Source organism: Bacteroides sp. PHL 2737 (genome assembly GCF_004115325.2).
GTDB classification, from domain to species: domain Bacteria; phylum Bacteroidota; class Bacteroidia; order Bacteroidales; family Bacteroidaceae; genus Bacteroides; species Bacteroides hominis.
This window is the reverse complement of the sequence record NZ_CP040630.1, coordinates 530951-552007: the sequence shown is the minus strand read 5'-3', so window position 1 is coordinate 552007 and position 21057 is coordinate 530951. Positions and strand designations below refer to the sequence as shown.

Below are 21057 nucleotides of genomic sequence, written 5' to 3'. Positions count from 1 at the left end.
CTTAAGTTTGGTTATTATAAACACAGTTAAGATTATAATTGTTAATAAAGATATATTATGAAAGAAGAATTATCGAAAGCAACTCGTACAGAGAGTGATTTAATAGGTGAACGTGAAGTACCCGAAACCGCTTTGTATGGCGTACAAACCCTTCGGGGCATAGAGAACTTCCGCATTAGTAAATATCACCTTTGTGAGTATCCGTTGTTTATCAATGCACTTGCCATAACCAAGATGGGAGCCGCTATGGCTAACTTTGAGCTTGGATTGCTGACTGAAGAACAGGCAAATGCCATTCTCCATGCATGTAAAGAAATTCTGGAAGGCAAACATCACGACCAATTCCCGGTAGACATGATTCAGGGTGGAGCCGGAACTACCACCAACATGAATGCCAACGAGGTGATAGCCAATCGTGCCCTCGAACTGATGGGACATAAACGCGGAGAGTATCAATATTGTTCGCCCAATGACCACGTCAACCGTTCGCAGTCCACCAACGATGCCTATCCCACTGCCATCCATATAGGTATGTATTATACGCATCTGAAACTGGTGAAGCATTTCAAAGAAGTGATCGGTGCTTTCCGGAGAAAAGCAGAAGAGTTTGCACATGTGATCAAGATGGGGCGTACACAGTTGGAAGATGCGGTGCCGATGACGCTTGGGCAGACATTCAATGGTTTTGCCAGCATCCTTCAAGATGAAATTAAGAATCTGGACTTTGCTGCACAGGACTTCCTGGCAGTCAATATGGGAGCTACTGCCATCGGAACCGGAATTACCGCCGAACCGGAATATGCTACCAAATGCATCGCGGCCCTTCGGAAGATTACCGGGCTGGATATCCGTTTGGCCGACGATCTGATAGGAGCTACTTCCGATACTTCCTGTCTGGTGGGGTATTCTTCAGCCATGCGTCGTATAGCTGTAAAAATGAATAAGATTTGCAATGACTTGCGTCTTCTGGCATCCGGTCCGCGTTGCGGGTTGGGTGAGATCAATCTGCCTGCCATGCAACCCGGGTCGTCTATCATGCCCGGTAAGGTAAATCCGGTTATCCCCGAAGTGATGAACCAGATCGACTATAAAGTGATAGGCAACGACCTTTGCGTGGCTATGAGTGGCGAAGCGGCTCAGATGGAGCTGAATGCGATGGAACCGGTTATGGCACAGTGTTGCTTTGAATCTGCCGATTTGCTGATGAATGGCTTCGATACACTGCGTACTTTGTGCATAGACGGCATTACGGCCAATGAGGAGAAATGCCGGAAAGATGTTCACAACAGTATCGGTGTTGTGACGGCCCTCAACCCTGTCATCGGGTATAAGAATTCTACCAAAATTGCCAAAGAGGCACAGGAGACCGGTAAGGGAGTTTACGAACTGGTGTTGGAACATAACATTCTTTCGAAAGAAGACCTTGATACGATCCTGAAGCCGGAAAACATGATTCATCCGGTTAAACTCGATATTAAGCCTAACAACTGATCCGGGGAATCCGGTCAGCATATTTAAGAAGTTGTATCCCAATCCGGTTACAGTTCTTTCTTCCGTTTAGGGAGGATAGGAGAATTGCAGCGGTTTGGGGTACAACTTCTTTTTTTATTTTCTGAAGTTTGAGAGCTGAATCCGGTATTTTTTTTCTATCTTGCCGGTGTGATTAATGATGATACTATGAAAAAATTCCCTTTTTACTTTCTGGTGCTGTACCTGTTGGCTTCATGCCAGGGGACGAAGCAGGCGGAGACTCAGGCTTTATCCGTTGTCGACATGACAAAAAGTTACCCTGAAAAAGAGATTGTTCTGCAAGACATTGCCGATGTGGAATATATTCCTTTGGAAACTACCGATGACTTTCTGTTCAATGGTGTTGCCGCGATAGTGTCCGATAAATATATCGTGACGATAGGTCACCAGAGTGAAGATGTCTGTCTGTTCAGCCGGGAGGGAAAAGCCCTTACCCGTATCCACCGGGTGGGAAATGGTCCGGGAGAATACAAAGATATTGCGACGGTAGACGTAAACTGGGAGAATGGCGAACTTTATCTGAAAGAGATGAACCGGCAAAAAATTCACGTCTATTCGCTGGATGGCACGTTCAAGCGTTCGCTTCCTTATCCCGAAAATATATGGTTGAACCAGATGTATCTTTTCTCTCCCGAATATCTGATTGCCTCCCGGGACCTCACTCCTTCCGCAGGTTCGGATGCCGGGTTCCATCCCTACCTCCTTGTCTCTACCGAGAGCGGACAGCTGGATTCTTTGAGCTATGTGCAGAAAAAATGTGTGCAAGTTAAATTAATCATCAACGAGCAAGCGCATCTGTATGGCTATATGCATGAGCCATCGATTATTTGCAATGGTTCCCGGTTCTACATAGGCAATGCGGACTCGGATACTTTGTTTACGATGGAGCCGGATTTTGCTTTAAAACCTTTGCTGGTCCGGACCCCTTCACATAATGAAGAAGGGAACCAGTATGGTTTGTTTTTGAAAGGAGTGGCGGGACCCTATCTTTTTTTAACCAAGCAACCGATGGAGATACCTATGAACAGCATTGATCATCTGGATTTGCAAAATGAAGAATGGCTTTATGATCGCCGTACCCAGGAGGTTTTCCGCTATATTTTCAAGAATCGTGAAGATACTTCGAAACCGGTCTCAGGCATCATGTTTTATCGTTATCCCGAAGATTGCGCTTTAGTCATTCTGAAGTCGGAAGATTTGGTGGAGGCTTACGAAGCCGGTGAGTTGAGTGGTGAACTGAAAAAGATTGTTTCGGGAATGAAAGTAGATGATAATCCTGTCCTGATGCTGATACAGTTTAAGGGATAGGGAAACGGTCTTTATAGAGAAGGGGGAGGTGTCACAGTCTGTGGTGAAACGGGCTTTTGCAAGGCTCTTTTTCTTAATCGGAACCTGCAAGCCTGTGCGGAAAGAGTGGGATTCAAACCCACGGAACAGACAAGCCGTTCACCGGATTTCGAGTCCGGCCCATTCGATCACTCTGGCATCTTTCCTTAAATGTACTACAAAGGTAAATCGTTTTATGATTTGTTGTTCCGGTAAGGGTGTTTTTTTCTTCTTGCCGGGATTTTGCTGCTACTTTATGAGGTTGCGGGTCTATTATTAAAAGATCCGATATACCAGTTGTACATCTCGTATATAGTTCCCTTAGATGATAAAGATGGATCTTTTTATTGAGAAAACGGCAAGTCCTTTATATTGGGGATTGAAACAACAAAATGCTGTTGAGTAATGTTATAGAATAGAGCGCTTTGCTGAAAATATGCAAACGAATTTAATGTTTTTTTAATTTAAAACTATATCTTTGTCCCGAATTTTAAACACAACTTAGTTATGAAAAAGATTATTAGTGCTTTAATGATAGCTGTATGTATCGGTATGGCTATGCCTGCTCAGGCACAACTTATCAAGTTTGGTGTGAAAGGTGGTGTAAACCTGGCAAAAGCTGATTTTAATAAGTCTGATTTAAAAACAGACAACTTTACCGGTTTCTTTATCGGCCCGATGGCTGAGGTTACTATCCCACTGGTAGGTTTGGGGGTTGACGGTGCTCTTTTGTTCTCTCAGAGAGGTGTCAAAGTAGGTGATGAGTCTATCAGACAGAATGGTCTCGATATTCCAATTAACTTGAAGTATACTATTGGCTTGGGTAGTGCATTGGGTATCTACGTGGCAGCCGGTCCGGATTTTTATTTTAACTTCTCAGGCGATAAGAATTACGAGGACCTTGGTCGGTTGAATAAAAAGAACGCACAGATAGGTATTAATGTAGGTGCCGGTGTGAAATTACTGAGGCATTTGCAGATAGGAGCCAATTATAATATCCCGTTGAATAAAACAGCGGAATGGAAAGAGGCTGATTTTTCTTATAAGACTAAAATGTGGCAGATATCTGCTGCTTATATTTTCTAAGAAATCAGAATCATCTGATGATATACAAATCCCCGGCGTTTGCGTCGGGGATTTTTTTGTATCTTTGTCCTCACGATGAAAAAGTATGTAGATGTCATATTACCTTTGCCTCTTCCCCGTTACTTCACTTATTCCCTTCCGGACGAAGGAGCAGAAGAGGTACAAATCGGTTGCCGGGTAGTCGTATCTTTCGGGCGGAAAAAGTATTATACAGCCATTGTTTGCAATGTTCACTATTATGCGCCGACTGAATATGAAGTCAAAGAGATTTCCGCCGTACTTGATACCTCTCCGATACTGCTCCCTGTACAATTCCGGTTTTGGGAATGGTTATCCGATTATTATCTCTGTACACAGGGCGATGTCTACAAAGCGGCGTTACCTTCCGGTTTAAAACTGGAAAGCGAGACAATTGTTGAATACAACCCTGACTTTGAAGCCGATGCTCCCCTTCCCGAACGGGAACAACGGATACTTGACTTGCTTGCAAAAGATCCTGAGCAGTGCGTCACCAAACTTGAAAAGGAGAGTGGTCTGAAAAACATACTTACTGTTATTAAATCCTTGCTCGATAAGGAAGCCCTTTTTGTAAAAGAGGAACTTCGCCGTACCTATAAACCTAAAACAGAAGTCCGGGTCCGGCTGACGGCCGACGCTTCGGGCGAGGAGAATCTCCGGCGACATTTTGATAAATTAGAACGCGTCCCGAAGCAACTGGCACTGTTGATGAAGTACGTCGAGCTTTCCGGGGTATTGGGAGACGGCACGTTGAAGGAAGTATCGAAAAAGGAATTGTTGCAGCGTGCTTCCGCTTCTCCTGCCGTTTTTAACGGATTGGTAGAAAAGCGGGTCTTTGAAGTCTATCAACGGGAAATCGGCCGGTTGAACCGTATCTCGGGACAAACGGTGGAACTGAACGTTCTGAACGAACATCAGCAGCGGGCTTATGATGAAATTGTGCGGAGCTTTCAAGAGAAGAATGTCTGCTTGCTCCACGGTGTGACTTCCAGCGGAAAGACTGAAGTGTATATCCATCTGATAGAAGATGCTTTACGTCAGCGGAAACAGGTGCTTTACCTGTTACCCGAAATTGCGTTGACCACTCAGATTACCGAACGTCTGAAACGGGTGTTCGGCTCCCGGTTGGGGATCTATCACTCCAAGTTTCCCGATGCCGAACGGGTTGAGATCTGGCAGAAGCAATTGACGGAAGAAGGATATGACATTATTCTGGGGGTGCGCTCTTCGGTATTCCTCCCGTTCCGGAATCTCGGACTGGTCATTGTGGACGAAGAGCACGAGAACACTTATAAACAGCAGGACCCCGCGCCACGCTATCATGCCCGCAATGCCGCTATCGTACTGGCTTCGATGTATGGGGCAAAGACGTTGTTAGGCACTGCCACTCCTTCGGTGGAGACCTGGCAGAATGCCACTACCGGTAAATTCGGATGGGTGGAGTTGAAAGAACGATATAAAGAAATTCAACTTCCGGAAATTATTCCGGTAGATATCAAGGAATTACACCGCAAAAAGCGGATGACGGGGCAATTCTCCCCCTTGTTATTGCAATACGTCCGTGAGGCGCTTGATAATAAACAGCAGGTGATTCTATTTCAGAACCGGCGCGGTTTTGCCCCGATGATAGAGTGCCGCACTTGCGGATGGGTGCCTAAATGCAAAAACTGTGATGTCAGCCTGACTTATCATAAAGGCATCAATCAGCTGACTTGCCATTATTGCGGGTATACCTACCAGTTGCCCCGTTCGTGTCCGGCTTGCGAGGGAGTCGAACTTATGCACAGGGGCTTTGGTACGGAGAAGATAGAAGATGACGTAAAACTGATTTTTCCGGAAGCTTCTGTGGCACGTATGGACTTGGATACTACCCGTACCCGGTCGGCCTATGAAAAGATTATTGCAGATTTTGAGCAAGGGAAGACTGATATACTGATCGGTACCCAGATGGTATCAAAAGGACTCGACTTCGATCATGTCAGTGTAGTGGGCATCCTCAATGCGGATACGATGTTGAATTATCCCGATTTCCGTTCGTACGAACGTGCCTTCCAGTTGATGGCACAGGTTGCCGGACGTGCCGGGCGAAAAAATAAACGGGGCAGGGTTGTGCTGCAAACCAAAAGTATAGATCACCCCATCATCCGTCAGGTGATGACGAACGATTACGAGGATATGGTAGCGGGACAATTGGCCGAACGGCAGATGTTCCATTATCCTCCCTACTACCGGATGGTGTATGTTTATCTGAAGAACCGGAACGAGACATTGCTGGATGTGATGGCACATACCATGGCCGAAAAGTTGCGCGCATTGTTCGGAAACCGTATACTGGGGCCGGATAAGCCTCCCGTTGCCCGTATCCAGACTTTGTTTATACGGAAAATAGTTGTTAAAATAGAACAAAATGCGCCAATGAGTCGCGCCCGTGAATTACTTTTGCGTGTACAACGGGAAATGATAGAAGACGAACGGTTTAAATCGTTGATTGTCTATTATGATGTAGATCCTATGTAATGAAAACCAATCTTAATATATACCTTTAAAAAATGAAACCATGAAGCGAATCACGACACTTTTGCTTTCTTGCCTGGTTAGTACAGGCCCGCTTCTTGCACAGCAAGGAGTGACACAATGTGGAACACCGACCGGACAGGCTCCGTTCCCACTTCAATCTTACAAAGAGTTACCCGATCCGGTTACTCCTTCCGGGAAGGAGTGGGCGGCAGTCAAAACTCCTCAGGTGCAATGGGGAAATACCGATACCCGGTATGCAAAACATGTTGTCCCCATGATTCAATCACAGAAAAGCGTCACACTGGAAGGCTGGCGTGGCGAGAAACTCCATGCTCAGGCTGTTGTCTGGACAGGTACCGATCTGGAAGGGTTGAATTATTCTCTTTCCGAATTTAAAAACTCCAAGGGCGACGTGCTTCCGGCAAGTGCCTTCAGCGGAGGTTTTGTCCGCTATGTGATGACGGATGAACTGAATAAGGATGGACGCGGTGCCTGTGGCTATCGTCCGGATCATTCTATTTATGACTCTCTGTTGGTGCCCGATCCGATTGACCACTTGCTGACTTCCATGCCTATGGAGGCTAAGAGTACCCAAGCTATCTGGATCAATTGCCAGATACCCCAGACCGTGTCTCCGGGAGTTTATCGCGGCACCGTTGAGGTGAAAGACGGAGACCAGAGGCTGTCTACCCTCAAGATGGACATTAAAGTCTCTTCCCGCGTATTGCCCGCTCCGTCCGAATGGGCTTATCATCTGGATTTGTGGCAGAGTCCGTTTGCCGTGGCACGCTATTATCAGGTTCCGCTTTGGAGTCAGGAACATATGGATGCTATGCGTCCGTTGATGAAGATGCTGGCGGATGCCGGACAGAAGATTATTACGGCTACCATCATGCACAAACCTTGGAACGGACAGACTTATGACTATTTTGAATCGATGGTTACCTGGACGAAAAAGGTTGATGGCACATGGGCTTTCGACTATGGTGTGTTCGACAAGTGGGTGGAGATGATGATGAGCGTAGGTATTGACAAGCAAATCAACTGCTATTCAATGGTTCCGTGGAAATTGTCATTCCAGTACTTCGATCAGGCTACAAACAGTATGCAATACGCCAAGACTGCTCCGGGCGAGAAAGCTTACGAAGAGATGTGGGTGGCTATGCTGAAGTCATTCTCTAAACATTTGCGTGAAAAAGGCTGGTTCGACATTTGTGCCATCGCCATGGACGAACGCCCGATGGAGGTAATGCAGAAAACATTGCAGGTGATCCGTAAAGCTGATCCGGAATTTAAAGTTTCGCTGGCCGGAAATTTCCATAAAGAATTGGAGGCTGATATTTACGATTACTGTATTCCTATCGGCGCTTCTTATCCGAAAGAGGTATTGGCACGCCGTGCACAAAAGCAGTTGCCTACAACTTATTACACCTGTTGTACAGAAGCTTTCCCGAATACCTTTACTTTCTCCGATCCTGCCGAGGCTGCCTGGATGAGCTATTATTCTGCTAAAGATCACCTCGACGGTTACCTGCGTTGGGCATATAACAGTTGGCCGAAAGAGCCGTTGCTCGACTCACGTTTTGAGGCTTGGGCCGGTGGTGATACTTATCTGGTTTATCCGGGAGCACGTTCTTCCATCCGTTTCGAGAAACTTATCGAGGGCGTTCAGGCTCATGAGAAGATAACAATCTTACGTAAAGAGTTTACGGATAAGAAAAACAAGAACGGATTTAAGAAGCTGGAAAAAATGCTATCCACCTTTAAACTGAAGGACTTCCCGGAAGTGCCGGCTGCTGAAACGGTGAATAAGGCGAACAAAATATTGAATTCGTTGTAGAGTTATCGACAATACCTTTTTATACCGCATGCAGAAACGTGTAGCAGGGGAGATCCATGTAGCGTGTTCCTGCATGCGGATTTTTATACCTTCTTAATTAAAATAAGAAAGAATGAAAAAGAAAATACTTTTTGTTTGTTTAGGCAACATTTGCCGCTCTTCTACGGCAGAAGGCGTGATGCTTCATCTGATCAGAGAGGCCGGATTGGAAGATCAGTTCATGATTGATTCGGCCGGTATCTTGGCCTATCATCAGGGAGAGCTGCCCGACAGCCGCATGCGTGCTCATGCAGCTCGCAGAGGATATGAACTGGTTCATCGTTCGCGTCCGGTCCGTACAGAGGACTTTTATGACTTTGACCTTATAATCGGCATGGATGATCGGAATATCGATGACCTGAGGGAGAAAGCTCCCTCTCCGGCAGAATGGGAAAAGATTCACCGGATGACGGAATACTGCACCCGCATCCCCGCCGATCACGTGCCCGACCCCTATTATGGAGGTGCGGAAGGCTTTGAATACGTGCTCGATATACTCGAGGATGCTTGTGCCGGACTCCTTACTTCTTTAACTCAGGATAGCTGATACGCGTGTGGTAAATCGTTTTCAGCTTTTCTTTAAATACCGCTTTGATCGTCGCAATGTCTTTGAAGGTAATCGGACATTCTTTGAAATATCCTTCCTGCACTTGTGAGTCGATAATTTTATCTACCAGGTTGCTGATGCTCTCTTCGGTATACTCAGGTAAACTGCGTGAAGCGGCTTCTACGGAGTCTGCCATCATCAGTATGGCTGTTTCTTTTGAGAACGGGTTAGGTCCCGGATATGTGAATACTTCTTCATCCGGTTCCTCACCCGGATGTTCGTTCTTCCAGGATATGTAGAAGAATTTGGTCTTTCCGCGCCCGTGGTGGGTGCTGATGAAATCCTTGATCACTTTGGGTAAGTTATGCTTGTCGGCCAGTTTTAATCCGTCTGTTACGTGACTAATAACTACCTGGGCACTCTGTTCATAACTCAGGTTCTTATGGGGGTTCACCCCCGACTGGTTTTCGGTAAAGAAAGCCGGATTCTCCATTTTTCCGATATCATGATACAGTGCTCCGGTACGTACCAACTGGCTTTTGGCACCGATACGTATTGCAGCTTCGGCGGCCAGATTAGCCACCTGCATCGAGTGCTGGAAAGTACCAGGAACGGTTTCGGACATTCTTCGCAGCAGATCGTTGTTGATGTTCGACAACTCTACAAGCGTTACATTCGATGTAAAACCAAAAGTCTTTTCGAGCAGGAATAATAAAGGATAAGCAAACAGTAATAGCACTCCATTGATGATGAAGTATATGTACATACTGACATTCAGCTTTGAAAGATCGTTTTCGCTGATCAGTTCAAAAGCGAAATATATGGCTGCATACGTCAGTATCACCAGGAGGGCGGTGCGGAACAGTTGTGAGCGTTGCGACAATTCTCTCAGGCTGAAGATAGCCACGAGTCCGGCTGCTAATTGTGTCAGGATGAACTCGTGGGGGTATCGCAGGGTGATGGAACAGATCAGTATGGTGATGACATGTGTCAGGAATGCCGTGCGTGAATCGAGAAAAACCCGGATGATAATCGGAAGCATGGCATAAGGCAGGATGTACACATTAAATATATTGTTTGTCACCATCAATGCCGTGATGACGCAATAGAATACAATTAAGGCGAAAAGTAGCGACAGACTGCCTTTACGCTCATAATAGTCTTTGCGGAAGAGTTCCAGATATAGCATAAAGCAAAGTACCAGAATACCGACAAATAAGATTTGTCCGGCGAGTATCAGCCGCTTTTGTCCAAGAGATTCACTCCGCTTAATAGACTCTTTACGTAAAGATTCCAGAATGTTGTATGTCTGTTTGCTGACAATTTCTCCACGGTCGATGATCTTTTGTCCGCTTTGTACGACTCCATTTGCCCAGGAATAGTTGTCGAGCAGCTCTTTCCGGGCAGTCTCTGTACGTACGGAGTCATAAATCAGATTGGGAGTTATATACTCGTTGAGTGCGCATTGACGCAGGATGTCTTTGTTATAATGGGCGGTGTCACTCGATATAAGATACTCGTAGGCTCTCTTTACGGTATATATTCCGTCAGTCATTCGCTGGTTGGCTAATTTGTCGTCAATCACCATGATAGAAGAGAGACTGTCATGGAGGAGGGTTCGCATCTCCTCTGTCGATACGACTCCCGATTGATAAATGGTCTTCAGCCCTTTCTCAATATAACGGATGTAATCTGTTGAGGGGAGTATCCCTTTCAGATGTGTATGGTAGTTCTCCTTAAGCTTGGCGAGCGCGTTCTTTTCCACCTCTTTATTCAATTCAAAGTAGGGTTGAAAAGAGGCCAGAAGACTGTCTTGCTCCCTTTTTACCACTGCTTCGTCTTTGTAAATCGGGAAGTCGAAAGTAGCCATTAACTGACCGTACTTCCACGGCTTGTTTATGTCAAACTGATAGTTAAACTTCCCATCCCGTGGTAGGAAATAAACAATGAAGGCCACAGTACCGACGAAAATCAGTGCTTTATATAACAAATCTTTGTATGAGAAACTATTTTTCTTCTTCCAGTGTTCCATAACCCTTGAATTTTTTGCGAAAAGTACAAAAAAAAACAATAGTGTGGAAAAAAAGGTTTAATTTTGCCACGATTTACCTATACTAACGCAAATTATGGCAGAAAGAAAAGTAAGAGTTCGTTTTGCTCCGAGCCCAACAGGAGCATTGCATATAGGTGGTGTGCGTACCGCTTTGTATAATTATCTGTTTGCCCGCCAGCATGGGGGAGATTTGATTTTCCGTATCGAGGATACTGACTCAAACCGTTTTGTCCCGGGTGCGGAAGAATATATCCTGGAATCATTTAAGTGGTTAGGGATTCAGTTTGACGAGGGTGTCAGCTTTGGAGGTGAATATGGACCGTACCGCCAGTCAGAACGTCGCGAAATATACAAGAAGTATGTACAAGTGTTGCTTGACAACGGAAAAGCCTATATTGCTTTCGATACTCCGGAGGAGCTGGATGCCAAACGTGCTGAAATAGCCAACTTCCAATATGACGCATCTACCCGTGTGGGAATGCGCAATTCGCTGACCCTTTCACAGGAAGAGGTGAAGGCGTTGATTGCTGACGGAAAGCAATATGTGGTACGTTTTAAAATTGAGCCGAACGAAGACATTCATGTGAATGACCTGATTCGTGGAGAAGTGATTATTAACTCATCTATCCTTGACGACAAGGTTCTATATAAATCGGCCGATGAACTGCCTACTTACCACTTGGCTAATATTGTTGATGACCATCTGATGGAGGTATCACACGTGATCCGTGGTGAGGAGTGGTTGCCTTCCGCTCCGTTGCACGTATTGTTGTATCGCGCATTTGGTTGGGAAGACACAATGCCTGCTTTTGCTCATTTACCTCTGTTGTTGAAACCCGAGGGCAATGGTAAGCTGAGTAAACGTGATGGTGACCGTCTGGGATTTCCTGTATTTCCGCTTGAATGGCATGATCCGAAGAGTGGAGAAGTTTCTTCAGGTTATCGTGAATCGGGTTATCTGCCTGAGGCTGTCATTAACTTCCTCGCCTTGTTGGGATGGAATCCGGGTAACGATCAGGAGGTAATGTCCATGGATGAGTTGATTCGTCTGTTCGACTTGCACCGTTGCAGTAAATCGGGTGCTAAATTTGACTATAAGAAAGGGATTTGGTTTAATCATACTTACATTCAACAGAAGTCTGACGAAGAAATAGCCGAACTGTTTGTGCCTGTTCTGAAAGAACATGGTGTGGAAGCTCCTTTCGAAAAAGTAGTAACAGTGGTTGGGATGATGAAGGACCGTGTCAGCTTTGTCAAAGAACTGTGGGATGTATGCAGTTTCTTCTTTGTAGCCCCGGCAGAATATGATGAAAAGACGGTTAAAAAACGCTGGAAAGAAGATTCGGCTAAATGTATGGCCGAACTGGCTGAAGTATTGGCCGGAATAGAAGATTTCAGTATTGAAGGTCAAGAGAAAATTGTAATGGATTGGATTGCTGAGAAAGGTTATCATACAGGTAATATTATGAATGCTTTCCGCTTGACGCTGGTAGGCGAGGGCAAAGGTCCCCATATGTTTGACATTTCCTGGGTATTGGGAAAAGAAGAAACACTGGCTCGTATGAAACGTGCCGTAGAGGTTTTGAAATAAGAATCCGGAGGTATGTTTTACGATCTGGCAATAGGAATTTACGACCTTCTGGTGCATCTGGCTGCACCATTCAGCCGTAAGCCCCGAAAGATGATGAAGGGGCATTGGGTAGTGTACGACCTTCTTCGTCAACAGGTAGAGAAGGACGCGCGCTATATCTGGTTTCATGCTGCTTCTTTGGGAGAGTTTGAGCAGGGGCGTCCCTTGATTGAGAAAATACGGGAGAGGTATCCGGATTATAAAATACTGCAAACGTTTTTTTCTCCTTCGGGATATGAGGTCCGGAAGAACTACCGTGGAGCCGACATTGTCTGCTATTTGCCGTTTGATAAACCTCGTAATGTGAAGAAGTTTCTGGATATTGTGAATCCTTGTATGGCTTTCTTCATCAAATACGAATTTTGGAAGAACTATCTGGATGAATTACACAAGCGTCGTATCCCCGTGTATAGTGTTTCGTCCATTTTCCGTAAAGATCAGATATTCTTTAAGTGGTATGGAGGTACTTACAGAAATGTGCTGAAGGATTTTGATCACTTGTTTGTGCAGAACGAAGCATCGAAGCGTTTCCTTGCCAAGATTGGAATTACAAGGGTTACGGTAGTGGGAGATACGCGTTTTGACCGTGTTTTGCAGATTCGTGAGCAGGCCAAGGAGTTGCCGCTGGTGGAACAGTTCAAGGATGGCGCATTTACTTTTGTGGCCGGAAGTTCATGGGGACCGGATGAGGATCTTTTCATTGAGTATTTTAATAATCATCCTGAGATGAAGTTGATTATAGCACCACATGTAATCGATGAGAATCATTTGGTAGAGATTATTGGTAAGTTGAAACGTCCTTCTGTGCGTTATACCCGTGCCGATGAAAAGAATGTCCGGAAGGCGGACTGCCTGATAATCGATTGTTTCGGTTTACTGTCTTCTATTTATCGTTATGGAGAGATTGCTTATATCGGAGGTGGTTTCGGAGTAGGAATTCATAATACTCTTGAAGCGGCAGTTTATGGTATTCCGGTAATTTTCGGACCCAAATATCAGAAGTTTATGGAGGCGGTACAATTGATTGAAGCCAAAGGGGCTTATTCGATTAAGGATTACGAGGAGCTGAAGACGTTGCTTGACAGGCTTCTGTCCGATGAAAAGTTCCTGAAAGAAACGGGAACTAACGCCGGTAATTATGTGATTGGCAACTCCGGAGCGACGGACAAGGTACTACACATGATAAATTTTTAAGGCTTTGAACCTGATAAACAAAAATATCCTTCGGGGAACCCAGTCCCTCCGGAGGATATTTTTGTTTATCAGGTCGGGTCTTATTTATACCAATCAGAGTACATCAGGTAATTATGAGCTATTTTTTGGTTTAACTCTTTGGCTTGTTCCGGATCAACCTTTTTTATAAATTTTGCCGGTACTCCTCCCCAAATACTTCCCGGTTCGATGATGGTGTTGCTGAGTACAAGTGAGCCTGCTGCTACAATCGCTCCCTCACCGATAACAGCATGATCGAGTAGGGTCGCTCCCATACCGATCAATGCGTAAACTTTAATTGTCGCACCATGAATGGTTACATTATGTCCTACCGATACATGATTACCTATTTCAATCGTCGATTTTTGATAGAGAGTGTGTAATACACTCCCGTCTTGTATATTCACTCCGTCGCCAATGCGGATGGAGTTTACATCCCCTCTCAGCACGGTGCTGAACCAAATGCTACAATCGCGCCCCATCTTTACATCGCCGATGATGGTGGCATTGTCGGCCAGAAAACAGTTTTCTCCGAATTCAGGAGTAAAACCTCTTACTGATTTTATTAAAGCCATAGGTTATTGATTAAAACATGTTTGAGAAATAGATGGAATCAGCATCCTATAAGATGCTGATTCACACTAATAATGATTTTGGTGACCTATAAAGGCGGTCCTTCCTTTGGTTTGTCAGATTGCGGCTGTTGCCTCTTTCAACCATATTTTTTCTTCTTCATTCAGACCGGGGGATAACTTTTCATATACTTGCCGGTGATAATCATTCAGCCAGTCTGTTTCTTCTGCGGTTAGCAACTCCTTGATTATACCCTTTTTACAAATAGGACAAAGCGTGATGGTTTCGAACCTCAGGTATTCGCCAAACAAGCCTTCACCAGCCTTGCATACCAGTGTCAGATTCTCGATTCGTATGCCGTGGCTGCCACCTTTATATACTCCGGGTTCGTTTGAGGTGACCATGCCGGGTTGTAATACAACCGGATTCTCGTTCATACGAATGCTTTGTGGACCTTCGTGCACGCTGAGGAAATGACCTACGCCATGACCGGTGCCATGCAGGAAATTCATTTTGTGGCTCCATAATGGCATACGTGCCAGTACATCCAGTTGTGCTCCTCTGGTTCCTGCCGGAAAAACGGCCATCGCCAATGCGATGTGTCCTTTGAGGACCAGTGTATAGTCTGTCTTTTCTTCCTCTGTTAGCTCACCTAATGCAATGGTACGTGTGATGTCAGTGGTGCCATCTATGTATTGAGCTCCTGAGTCGAGTAAAAGAAAGCCTTTGGGTTGCAATGTCGCGTTGCTTTCTTCGGTTGCTGAATAATGTACAATAGCCCCGTGTTCTTTGTAACCCGCAATGGTATCAAAACTTTCGCCTACGTACAAATTCTGTGCAGCACGAAACTCGTGCAGTTTGTGATCGATGCTTAATTCTGTTTCTATTCCGGAAGGGACGGCAGACTCCAGCCATTTAAGGAATTTGACTAAGGCGACACCGTCACGCTGCATGGCTGCATGGACTCCTGCTATTTCTTGATTGTTACGGACAGCTTTCAGTAAGGCTACCGGTGCTTCTCCTCGTATGATCCGGCATTTGGGGTTTACGGAGGAAAAAATAGCATAATTGGTTTTTGCCGGATTCATCAGGATGCTGGTGCTCTTGAGATCTGATAAGTAAATTTCTGTTTCTGCGTAGTTCCGTATCTCTACTTGCTGCTCTTTTAAGTAGTTCCGTACCTCTTCAGTTACTTTCTCCGGAGCAATGAATAATATCGTGCTGTCTTCTGTAATAAGTAAATAGCTTATTACTACGGGGTTGCAATGTACATCGTTTCCACGTAGGTTTAGGGTCCAGGCTATTTCATCTAAAGCTGATAACATAACACTTTCTGCGCCCTTTTTCTTTAGCTCCGTACGAATGGATGCGATTTTTTCTGTGCAACTTTTTCCCGCATATTCAATGTCGTATACAAAGGCAGGTGATTCCGGCATAGGCGGTCGATTTGTCCATATCTCCTGCATAGGATCAGGGCAGAATATGATTTGAAGATTACTTGATGAAAGTTCGGCTTGCATATACTCCACTTGTTCCACTGAGAACATTTTTCCATCGATACCTACTGCCTCTCCCGGTTTTAATTGGGTAGACAAGAATTCTGTGATACTTGGAGTGTCCGGCAGCATCTCTTTATATAAGTCTATGCCACTTCCTTGTAACTGTTCTGCTGCTTGTAAAAAATATCTTGAGTCGGTCCAGAGTCCTGCTTTCTTTTCTGTAATCACTACCGTACCGGCTGATCCGGTAAATCCGGAAATCCATTCTCGTGATTTCCAGTGTGGTGCAACGTATTCACTGAGATGAGGGTCTGTGCTGGGGATGATGAATGCTTGAATGTTTGGTTTAAACCACATGCGTAATGCATGTATTCGTTCACTGATAGACTGTTTCATACATTATATATATTATATGTTATACTCTCCAAAGATAACTACTTTCTGTTCCTTTTGCATTGATTTTGAGAAATAATTGCCGAAAGTTTTGTGAATAAAGAAAGTATGTGTAATTTTGCGGCGCAATTTGACTGCGGAAATTTTAAACCATAACATATTTAATAGTAACAAAATGATTGTAGTACCTGTAAAAGAAGGCGAAAACATTGAAAAAGCGCTGAAGAAGTTTAAGAGAAAATTTGAAAAAACTGGCATCGTTAAAGAGTTGAGAAGCAGACAACAGTTCGACAAACCGTCTGTAACTAAAAGACTTAAGAAAGAACGTGCAGTTTACGTACAAAAACTTCAGCAAGTAGAAGATTAATAATTCGTAATTTCCTTTGAATTATTGAATTCTTTTCATACATTCGTTGCAGAATTATAGATGTAGCGATATTATGTTAGCAGATTCTTTTCTTGATTACCTCCGGTACGAACGGAATTATTCTGAGAAGACCGTACTGGCTTACGGCGAGGATATTTCGCAGTTGCAGGAGTTTGCTCAAGAGGAGATTGGGGAGTTTAATCCGTTGGAAGTGAAGCCCGAACTGATTCGTGGGTGGATTGTTTCACTGATGGATCGGGGGTATACTTCAACTTCTGTGAATCGTAAGCTGAGTTCGCTCCGGTCGTTTTATAAATATCTCCTCAGACAAGGAGAGGTGAGTGTTGATCCGTTACGTAAAATAACGGGGCCAAAAAATAAAAAGCCACTTCCTTCTTTCTTGAAAGAGAGTGAAATGAATAAATTGCTGGATGACACGGATTTTGGTGAAGGGTTTAAGGGGTGTCGGGATCGTTTGATTATTGAGGTGTTTTATGCCACAGGCATGCGTCTCTCTGAATTGATAGGTTTGGATGATAAGGATGTAGATTTCTCAGCCTCTCTTCTGAAAGTAACGGGAAAGAGAAATAAGCAGCGCTTGATCCCTTTTGGGGATGAATTGAAAGAAGCGATGTTTGAGTATGTTGATGTAAGGAACAAAGTGATTTCAGTGAAGTCTGATGCTTTTTTTGTTAGAGAGAATGGCGAACGACTTTATAAGAATCTGGTCTATAATTTGGTGAAACGGAACCTTTCGAAGGTGGTAACGCTTAAGAAGCGCAGTCCTCACGTGTTGAGGCATACCTTTGCCACGACAATGCTGAATAATGATGCGGAGTTGGGTGCGGTGAAAGAGCTTTTAGGTCATAGTAGTCTGGCGACTACGGAGATTTATACGCATACCACTTTTGAAGAACTTAAAAAAGTGTATAAACAAGCTCATCCACGAGCCTAAAAAAGGAGGTAAGTATGGAAATTAGAATTCAATCGATTCACTTTGATGCAACAGAACAATTGCAGGCTTTCATTCAGAAGAAAGTGTCTAAGTTGGAAAAATATTACGAAGATATAAAGAAAGTAGAGGTGTCATTAAAGGTGGTTAAACCAGAAACTGCGGAGAATAAGGAGGCCGGAATTACGGTGTTGGTTCCAAACAATGATTTTCATGCAAGCAAAATCTGTGATACGTTTGAAGAAGCGGTTGATTTGTGTGTGGAAGCATTGGAGAAGCAGCTGGTTAAGTACAAGGAAAAACAACGAAATAAATAAAAATACCGCAAATATTTTGCGGGAAAGAAATAAATAACTAAATTTGCAGCCGTTTCGCTCGCGTTAGGACGTGACGGTTGCATTTTTTAAGTAAAAACGCCTCTTTAGCTCAGTTGGCCAGAGCACGTGATTTGTAATCTCGGGGTCGTTGGTTCGAATCCGACAAGAGGCTCAAGAATAAATCAGAATAGAAAAAGTTTGGGCGTTCTTACGCTTACTTCGAAATTCGATTTCTGTAATGAAGGGCAAATACCAGAGTGGCCAAATGGGGCAGACTGTAAATCTGCTGGCTTACGCCTTCGGTGGTTCGAATCCATCTTTGCCCACGGAGAAGACAGAGTGAAAACTTTGGCAAATTGCGGAAGTAGCTCAGTTGATAGAGCATTAGCCTTCCAAGCTGAGGGTCGCGGGTTTGAGCCCCGTCTTCCGCTCTCTCTATTTCGCTGTTATAGCTCAGTGGTAGAGCACTTCCTTGGTAAGGAAGAGGTCCCGGGTTCAAATCCCGGTAACAGCTCTGTAAGATGTAAATGCTGATTATTAATCAAATAAATAACAAGTAAAGCTATGGCTAAAGAGAAATTTGAACGTACCAAACCGCACGTAAACATTGGTACAATCGGTCACGTTGACCACGGTAAAACCACTTTGACTGCTGCTATCACTACAGTGTTGGCAAAAAAAGGTCTTTCTGAACTCCGCTCTTTCGATTCTATCGACAACGCTCCTGAAGAAAAGGAAAGAGGTATTACTATCAATACTTCACACGTTGAGTACGAAACAGCTAACCGTCACTACGCACACGTTGACTGTCCGGGTCACGCTGACTACGTAAAGAACATGGTTACTGGTGCTGCTCAGATGGACGGTGCTATCATCGTAGTTGCTGCTACTGATGGTCCGATGCCTCAGACTCGTGAGCACATCCTTTTGGCTCGTCAGGTAAACGTTCCGAAGCTGGTTGTATTCATGAACAAGTGCGATATGGTTGAAGATGCTGAAATGTTGGAACTGGTTGAAATGGAAATGAGAGAACTTCTTTCTTTCTATGATTTCGACGGTGACAATACTCCGATCATTCAGGGTTCTGCTCTTGGTGCATTGAACGGTGTAGAAAAATGGGAAGACAAAGTAATGGAGTTGATGGAAGCTGTTGATACTTGGATTCCGTTGCCTCCGCGCGATGTTGATAAACCTTTCTTGATGCCGGTAGAAGACGTGTTCTCTATCACAGGTCGTGGTACTGTAGCTACAGGTCGTATCGAAACTGGTGTTATCCACGTAGGTGATGAAATCGAAATCCTTGGTTTGGGTGAAGATAAGAAATCAGTTGTAACAGGTGTTGAAATGTTCCGCAAACTTCTGGATCAGGGTGAGGCTGGTGACAACGTAGGTCTGTTGCTTCGTGGTGTTGACAAGAACGAAATCAAACGTGGTATGGTTCTTTGTAAACCAGGTCAGATCAAACCTCACTCTAAGTTTAAAGCTGAGGTCTATATCCTGAAGAAAGAAGAAGGTGGTCGTCACACTCCATTCCACAACAAATACCGTCCTCAGTTCTATCTGCGTACTATGGACTGTACAGGTGAAATCACTCTTCCGGAAGGAACTGAAATGGTGATGCCGGGTGATAATGTAACTATCACTGTAGAGTTGATCTACCCGGTTGCATTGAACATCGGTCTTCGTTTCGCTATCCGCGAGGGTGGTCGTACAGTAGGTGCTGGTCAGATTACTGAAATTATCGACTAAAATTAAATATTAATCAGTTCCCGGTAGTATTATCGGGAACTGATTATGTACAAACGGGAGTAGCTCAGTTGGTAGAGCACCGGTCTCCAAAACCGGGTGTCGGGAGTTCGAGCCTCTCCTCCCGTGCTAATATTTATGAAATGAAAAAAGTAGTAGCTTATATTAAAGAATCTTACGACGAACTTGTTCATAAAGTGTCGTGGCCTACGTATTCAGAACTAACTAACAGTGCGGTAGTTGTTTTATATGCTTCCCTGCTTATTGCATTGGTAGTGTTCGCGATGGACTTCTGTTTCCAGAATTTTATGGAAAAAATAATTTATCCACATTAAAAAAAGAGGAATTACGATGTCTGAGATTGAAAAGAAATGGTACGTTTTGCGTGCTATTAGCGGAAAAGAAGCTAAGGTAAAAGAGTATCTTGAAGCTGATATTAAAAACAGCGACCTTGGCGAATATGTGTCTCAGGTATTGATTCCTACCGAAAAGGTATACCAGGTTCGCAATGGTAAAAAAATTGTGAAAGAAAGAAGTTATCTTCCTGGTTACGTTTTGGTGGAGGCTGCTTTGGTTGGTGAGGTTTCTCACCATCTGAGAAATACTCCTAATGTGATAGGTTTCTTGGGAGGTTCCGATAAACCGGTTCCCCTCAGACAGTCGGAAGTGAATCGTATACTTGGTACAGTGGACGAATTGCAAGAAACGGGTGAAGACTTAAATGTTCCGTATATTGTAGGTGAAACTGTAAAGGTTACTTTTGGTCCTTTTAGCGGATTCAGTGGTATCATTGAAGAAGTGAATAGTGAAAAGAAGAAACTAAAGGTCATGGTAAAGATATTCGGGCGTAAAACACCGCTTGAATTAGGCTTTATGCAAGTGGAAAAGGAATAACGCAGAATTGTTACGCTGTAGTTGTCCTTCGTTTAATGTTATATATAAATCAATAAAAAAATGGCTAAAGAAGTTGCTGGACTAATCAAATTACAGATTAAAGGAGGCGCGGCAAACCCATCACCTCCCGTTGGACCTGCATTAGGTTCTAAGGGAATCAACATCATGGAGTTTTGCAAGCAATTCAACGCCAGAACCCAAGACAAGGCAGGTAAGATTTTGCCTGTTATCATTACTTACTACGCAGATAAGTCTTTCGATTTTGTAATCAAGACTCCTCCCGTTGCCATTCAGTTGCTTGAAGTGGCTAAGGTAAAGAGTGGTTCTGCTGAGCCTAACCGTAAGAAAGTTGCCGAGATCACTTGGGAACAGGTTCGTACGATTGCTCAGGACAAAATGGTTGACTTGAACTGTTTTACTGTGGAAGCTGCCATGAAAATGGTTGCAGGTACAGCTAGAAGTATGGGTATCGCTGTAAAAGGGGAGTTCCCGGTTAATAATTAATAAACTTCAATTGT

General features: G+C 44.2%; 18 protein-coding genes and 6 tRNA genes. 20 read left to right on the top strand and 4 right to left on the bottom strand.

Features of this window, described 5'->3' with window-relative positions; translation table 11 throughout:
* Positions 1–57: 57 nt before the first annotated feature.
* Entirely contained in the window at positions 58–1491 is a 1434-nt protein-coding gene (gene aspA / locus DBK98_RS02430; RefSeq protein WP_032536174.1) for an aspartate ammonia-lyase, read from the top strand.
* A 186-nt stretch (positions 1492–1677) separates the two neighbouring features.
* Complete coding sequence (locus DBK98_RS02425; RefSeq protein ID WP_032536175.1) at positions 1678–2838, top strand: 6-bladed beta-propeller; 1161 nt, start codon at positions 1678–1680, stop codon at positions 2836–2838.
* A gap of 97 nt (positions 2839–2935) precedes the next feature.
* On the opposite strand, the gene DBK98_RS02420 is transcribed toward DBK98_RS02425, so the two are convergent.
* Positions 2936–3023, bottom strand: a tRNA-Ser gene (locus DBK98_RS02420).
* Between the two features lie 340 nt (positions 3024–3363).
* On the opposite strand from DBK98_RS02420, the gene DBK98_RS02415 reads away from it, so the two are divergent.
* The 4 genes from DBK98_RS02415 to DBK98_RS02400 all read left to right on the top strand — a co-directional run bounded on the left by DBK98_RS02415 (position 3364) and on the right by DBK98_RS02400 (position 8903).
* Positions 3364–3942, top strand: coding sequence for a porin family protein (locus DBK98_RS02415; RefSeq protein WP_005782143.1), 579 nt, complete (start codon positions 3364–3366; stop codon positions 3940–3942).
* Positions 3943–4017: 75 nt separating this feature from the next.
* Positions 4018–6477, top strand: coding sequence for a primosomal protein N' (priA, locus tag DBK98_RS02410; RefSeq protein WP_032536191.1), 2460 nt, complete (start codon positions 4018–4020; stop codon positions 6475–6477).
* A 40-nt stretch (positions 6478–6517) separates the two neighbouring features.
* Complete coding sequence (locus DBK98_RS02405; RefSeq protein ID WP_032536176.1) at positions 6518–8317, top strand: DUF4091 domain-containing protein; 1800 nt, start codon at positions 6518–6520, stop codon at positions 8315–8317.
* A 112-nt stretch (positions 8318–8429) separates the two neighbouring features.
* Positions 8430–8903, top strand: coding sequence for a low molecular weight protein-tyrosine-phosphatase (locus DBK98_RS02400; RefSeq protein ID WP_005782146.1), 474 nt, complete (start codon positions 8430–8432; stop codon positions 8901–8903).
* Here the strand turns inward: DBK98_RS02400 and DBK98_RS02395 are convergent.
* A complete protein-coding gene (locus tag DBK98_RS02395; protein WP_005822149.1) occupies positions 8878–10935 on the bottom strand; it encodes an HD family phosphohydrolase in 2058 nt (685 codons plus the stop codon). The genes DBK98_RS02400 and DBK98_RS02395 overlap by 26 nt on opposite strands.
* A 94-nt stretch (positions 10936–11029) precedes the next feature.
* Here DBK98_RS02395 and gltX point away from each other — a divergent pair, with 94 nt between their 5' ends.
* Complete coding sequence (gene gltX / locus DBK98_RS02390; RefSeq protein ID WP_005782148.1) at positions 11030–12547, top strand: glutamate--tRNA ligase; 1518 nt, start codon at positions 11030–11032, stop codon at positions 12545–12547.
* Between the two features lie 12 nt (positions 12548–12559).
* The gene (locus DBK98_RS02385; RefSeq protein ID WP_005782149.1) at positions 12560–13780 is read left to right on the top strand and encodes a 3-deoxy-D-manno-octulosonic acid transferase; all 1221 of its coding nucleotides are present in this window, start codon (positions 12560–12562) and stop codon (positions 13778–13780) included.
* An 80-nt stretch (positions 13781–13860) separates the two neighbouring features.
* On the opposite strand, the gene DBK98_RS02380 is transcribed toward DBK98_RS02385, so the two are convergent.
* Both DBK98_RS02380 and DBK98_RS02375 read right to left on the bottom strand, forming a co-directional pair.
* A complete protein-coding gene (locus DBK98_RS02380) occupies positions 13861–14373 on the bottom strand; it encodes a gamma carbonic anhydrase family protein (protein WP_032536177.1) in 513 nt (170 codons plus the stop codon).
* A gap of 114 nt (positions 14374–14487) precedes the next feature.
* The gene (locus tag DBK98_RS02375; protein ID WP_032536178.1) at positions 14488–16266 is read right to left on the bottom strand and encodes an aminopeptidase P family protein; all 1779 of its coding nucleotides are present in this window, start codon (positions 16264–16266) and stop codon (positions 14488–14490) included.
* Positions 16267–16438: 172 nt separating this feature from the next.
* On the opposite strand from DBK98_RS02375, the gene rpsU reads away from it, so the two are divergent.
* From rpsU to rplK, 12 genes are all read left to right on the top strand, one after another.
* Positions 16439–16630: a 30S ribosomal protein S21 gene (rpsU, locus tag DBK98_RS02370; protein ID WP_005782152.1), complete on the top strand. Its 192-nt coding sequence runs from the start codon at positions 16439–16441 to the stop codon at positions 16628–16630.
* Positions 16631–16703: 73 nt separating this feature from the next.
* Positions 16704–17585 carry a tyrosine recombinase XerC gene (xerC, locus tag DBK98_RS02365; protein WP_032536179.1) on the top strand — a complete coding sequence of 294 codons (882 nt, stop codon included), beginning with the start codon at positions 16704–16706 and terminating at the stop codon, positions 17583–17585.
* Between the two features lie 14 nt (positions 17586–17599).
* The gene (gene hpf, locus DBK98_RS02360; protein WP_005782154.1) at positions 17600–17899 is read left to right on the top strand and encodes a ribosome hibernation-promoting factor, HPF/YfiA family; all 300 of its coding nucleotides are present in this window, start codon (positions 17600–17602) and stop codon (positions 17897–17899) included.
* 98 nt (positions 17900–17997) lie between these two features.
* Positions 17998–18071 (top strand) — tRNA-Thr (locus DBK98_RS02355).
* Between the two features lie 71 nt (positions 18072–18142).
* A tRNA-Tyr gene (locus tag DBK98_RS02350) sits at positions 18143–18225 on the top strand.
* Positions 18226–18257: 32 nt separating this feature from the next.
* A tRNA-Gly gene (locus DBK98_RS02345) sits at positions 18258–18330 on the top strand.
* An 11-nt stretch (positions 18331–18341) separates the two neighbouring features.
* Positions 18342–18413 (top strand) — tRNA-Thr (locus DBK98_RS02340).
* 50 nt (positions 18414–18463) lie between these two features.
* The gene (tuf, locus tag DBK98_RS02335; RefSeq protein ID WP_005782155.1) at positions 18464–19648 is read left to right on the top strand and encodes an elongation factor Tu; all 1185 of its coding nucleotides are present in this window, start codon (positions 18464–18466) and stop codon (positions 19646–19648) included.
* A gap of 53 nt (positions 19649–19701) precedes the next feature.
* A tRNA-Trp gene (locus DBK98_RS02330) sits at positions 19702–19774 on the top strand.
* A 14-nt stretch (positions 19775–19788) separates the two neighbouring features.
* A complete protein-coding gene (gene secE, locus DBK98_RS02325; RefSeq protein ID WP_005782157.1) occupies positions 19789–19980 on the top strand; it encodes a preprotein translocase subunit SecE in 192 nt (63 codons plus the stop codon).
* Between the two features lie 16 nt (positions 19981–19996).
* Positions 19997–20539 carry a transcription termination/antitermination protein NusG gene (nusG, locus tag DBK98_RS02320; protein WP_005782159.1) on the top strand — a complete coding sequence of 181 codons (543 nt, stop codon included), beginning with the start codon at positions 19997–19999 and terminating at the stop codon, positions 20537–20539.
* A 60-nt stretch (positions 20540–20599) separates the two neighbouring features.
* The gene (gene rplK / locus DBK98_RS02315) at positions 20600–21043 is read left to right on the top strand and encodes a 50S ribosomal protein L11 (protein ID WP_004291286.1); all 444 of its coding nucleotides are present in this window, start codon (positions 20600–20602) and stop codon (positions 21041–21043) included.
* Positions 21044–21057 lie beyond the last annotated feature (14 nt).

Excerpts from the sequence above, each read along its gene's own strand:
- aspA (WP_032536174.1), top strand. The coding sequence starts at position 58 with ATGAAAGAAGAATTATCGAAAGCAACTCGTACAGAGAGTGATTTAATA.
- DBK98_RS02425 (WP_032536175.1), top strand. The coding sequence starts at position 1,678 with ATGAAAAAATTCCCTTTTTACTTTCTGGTGCTGTACCTGTTGGCTTCA.
- DBK98_RS02415 (WP_005782143.1), top strand. The coding sequence starts at position 3,364 with ATGAAAAAGATTATTAGTGCTTTAATGATAGCTGTATGTATCGGTATG.
- priA (WP_032536191.1), top strand. The coding sequence starts at position 4,018 with ATGAAAAAGTATGTAGATGTCATATTACCTTTGCCTCTTCCCCGTTAC.
- DBK98_RS02405 (WP_032536176.1), top strand. The coding sequence starts at position 6,518 with ATGAAGCGAATCACGACACTTTTGCTTTCTTGCCTGGTTAGTACAGGC.
- DBK98_RS02400 (WP_005782146.1), top strand. The coding sequence starts at position 8,430 with ATGAAAAAGAAAATACTTTTTGTTTGTTTAGGCAACATTTGCCGCTCT.
- DBK98_RS02395 (WP_005822149.1), bottom strand. The coding sequence starts at position 10,935 with ATGGAACACTGGAAGAAGAAAAATAGTTTCTCATACAAAGATTTGTTA.
- gltX (WP_005782148.1), top strand. The coding sequence starts at position 11,030 with ATGGCAGAAAGAAAAGTAAGAGTTCGTTTTGCTCCGAGCCCAACAGGA.
- DBK98_RS02385 (WP_005782149.1), top strand. The coding sequence starts at position 12,560 with ATGTTTTACGATCTGGCAATAGGAATTTACGACCTTCTGGTGCATCTG.
- DBK98_RS02380 (WP_032536177.1), bottom strand. The coding sequence starts at position 14,373 with ATGGCTTTAATAAAATCAGTAAGAGGTTTTACTCCTGAATTCGGAGAA.
- DBK98_RS02375 (WP_032536178.1), bottom strand. The coding sequence starts at position 16,266 with ATGAAACAGTCTATCAGTGAACGAATACATGCATTACGCATGTGGTTT.
- rpsU (WP_005782152.1), top strand. The coding sequence starts at position 16,439 with ATGATTGTAGTACCTGTAAAAGAAGGCGAAAACATTGAAAAAGCGCTG.
- xerC (WP_032536179.1), top strand. The coding sequence starts at position 16,704 with ATGTTAGCAGATTCTTTTCTTGATTACCTCCGGTACGAACGGAATTAT.
- hpf (WP_005782154.1), top strand. The coding sequence starts at position 17,600 with ATGGAAATTAGAATTCAATCGATTCACTTTGATGCAACAGAACAATTG.
- tuf (WP_005782155.1), top strand. The coding sequence starts at position 18,464 with ATGGCTAAAGAGAAATTTGAACGTACCAAACCGCACGTAAACATTGGT.
- secE (WP_005782157.1), top strand. The coding sequence starts at position 19,789 with ATGAAAAAAGTAGTAGCTTATATTAAAGAATCTTACGACGAACTTGTT.
- nusG (WP_005782159.1), top strand. The coding sequence starts at position 19,997 with ATGTCTGAGATTGAAAAGAAATGGTACGTTTTGCGTGCTATTAGCGGA.
- rplK (WP_004291286.1), top strand. The coding sequence starts at position 20,600 with ATGGCTAAAGAAGTTGCTGGACTAATCAAATTACAGATTAAAGGAGGC.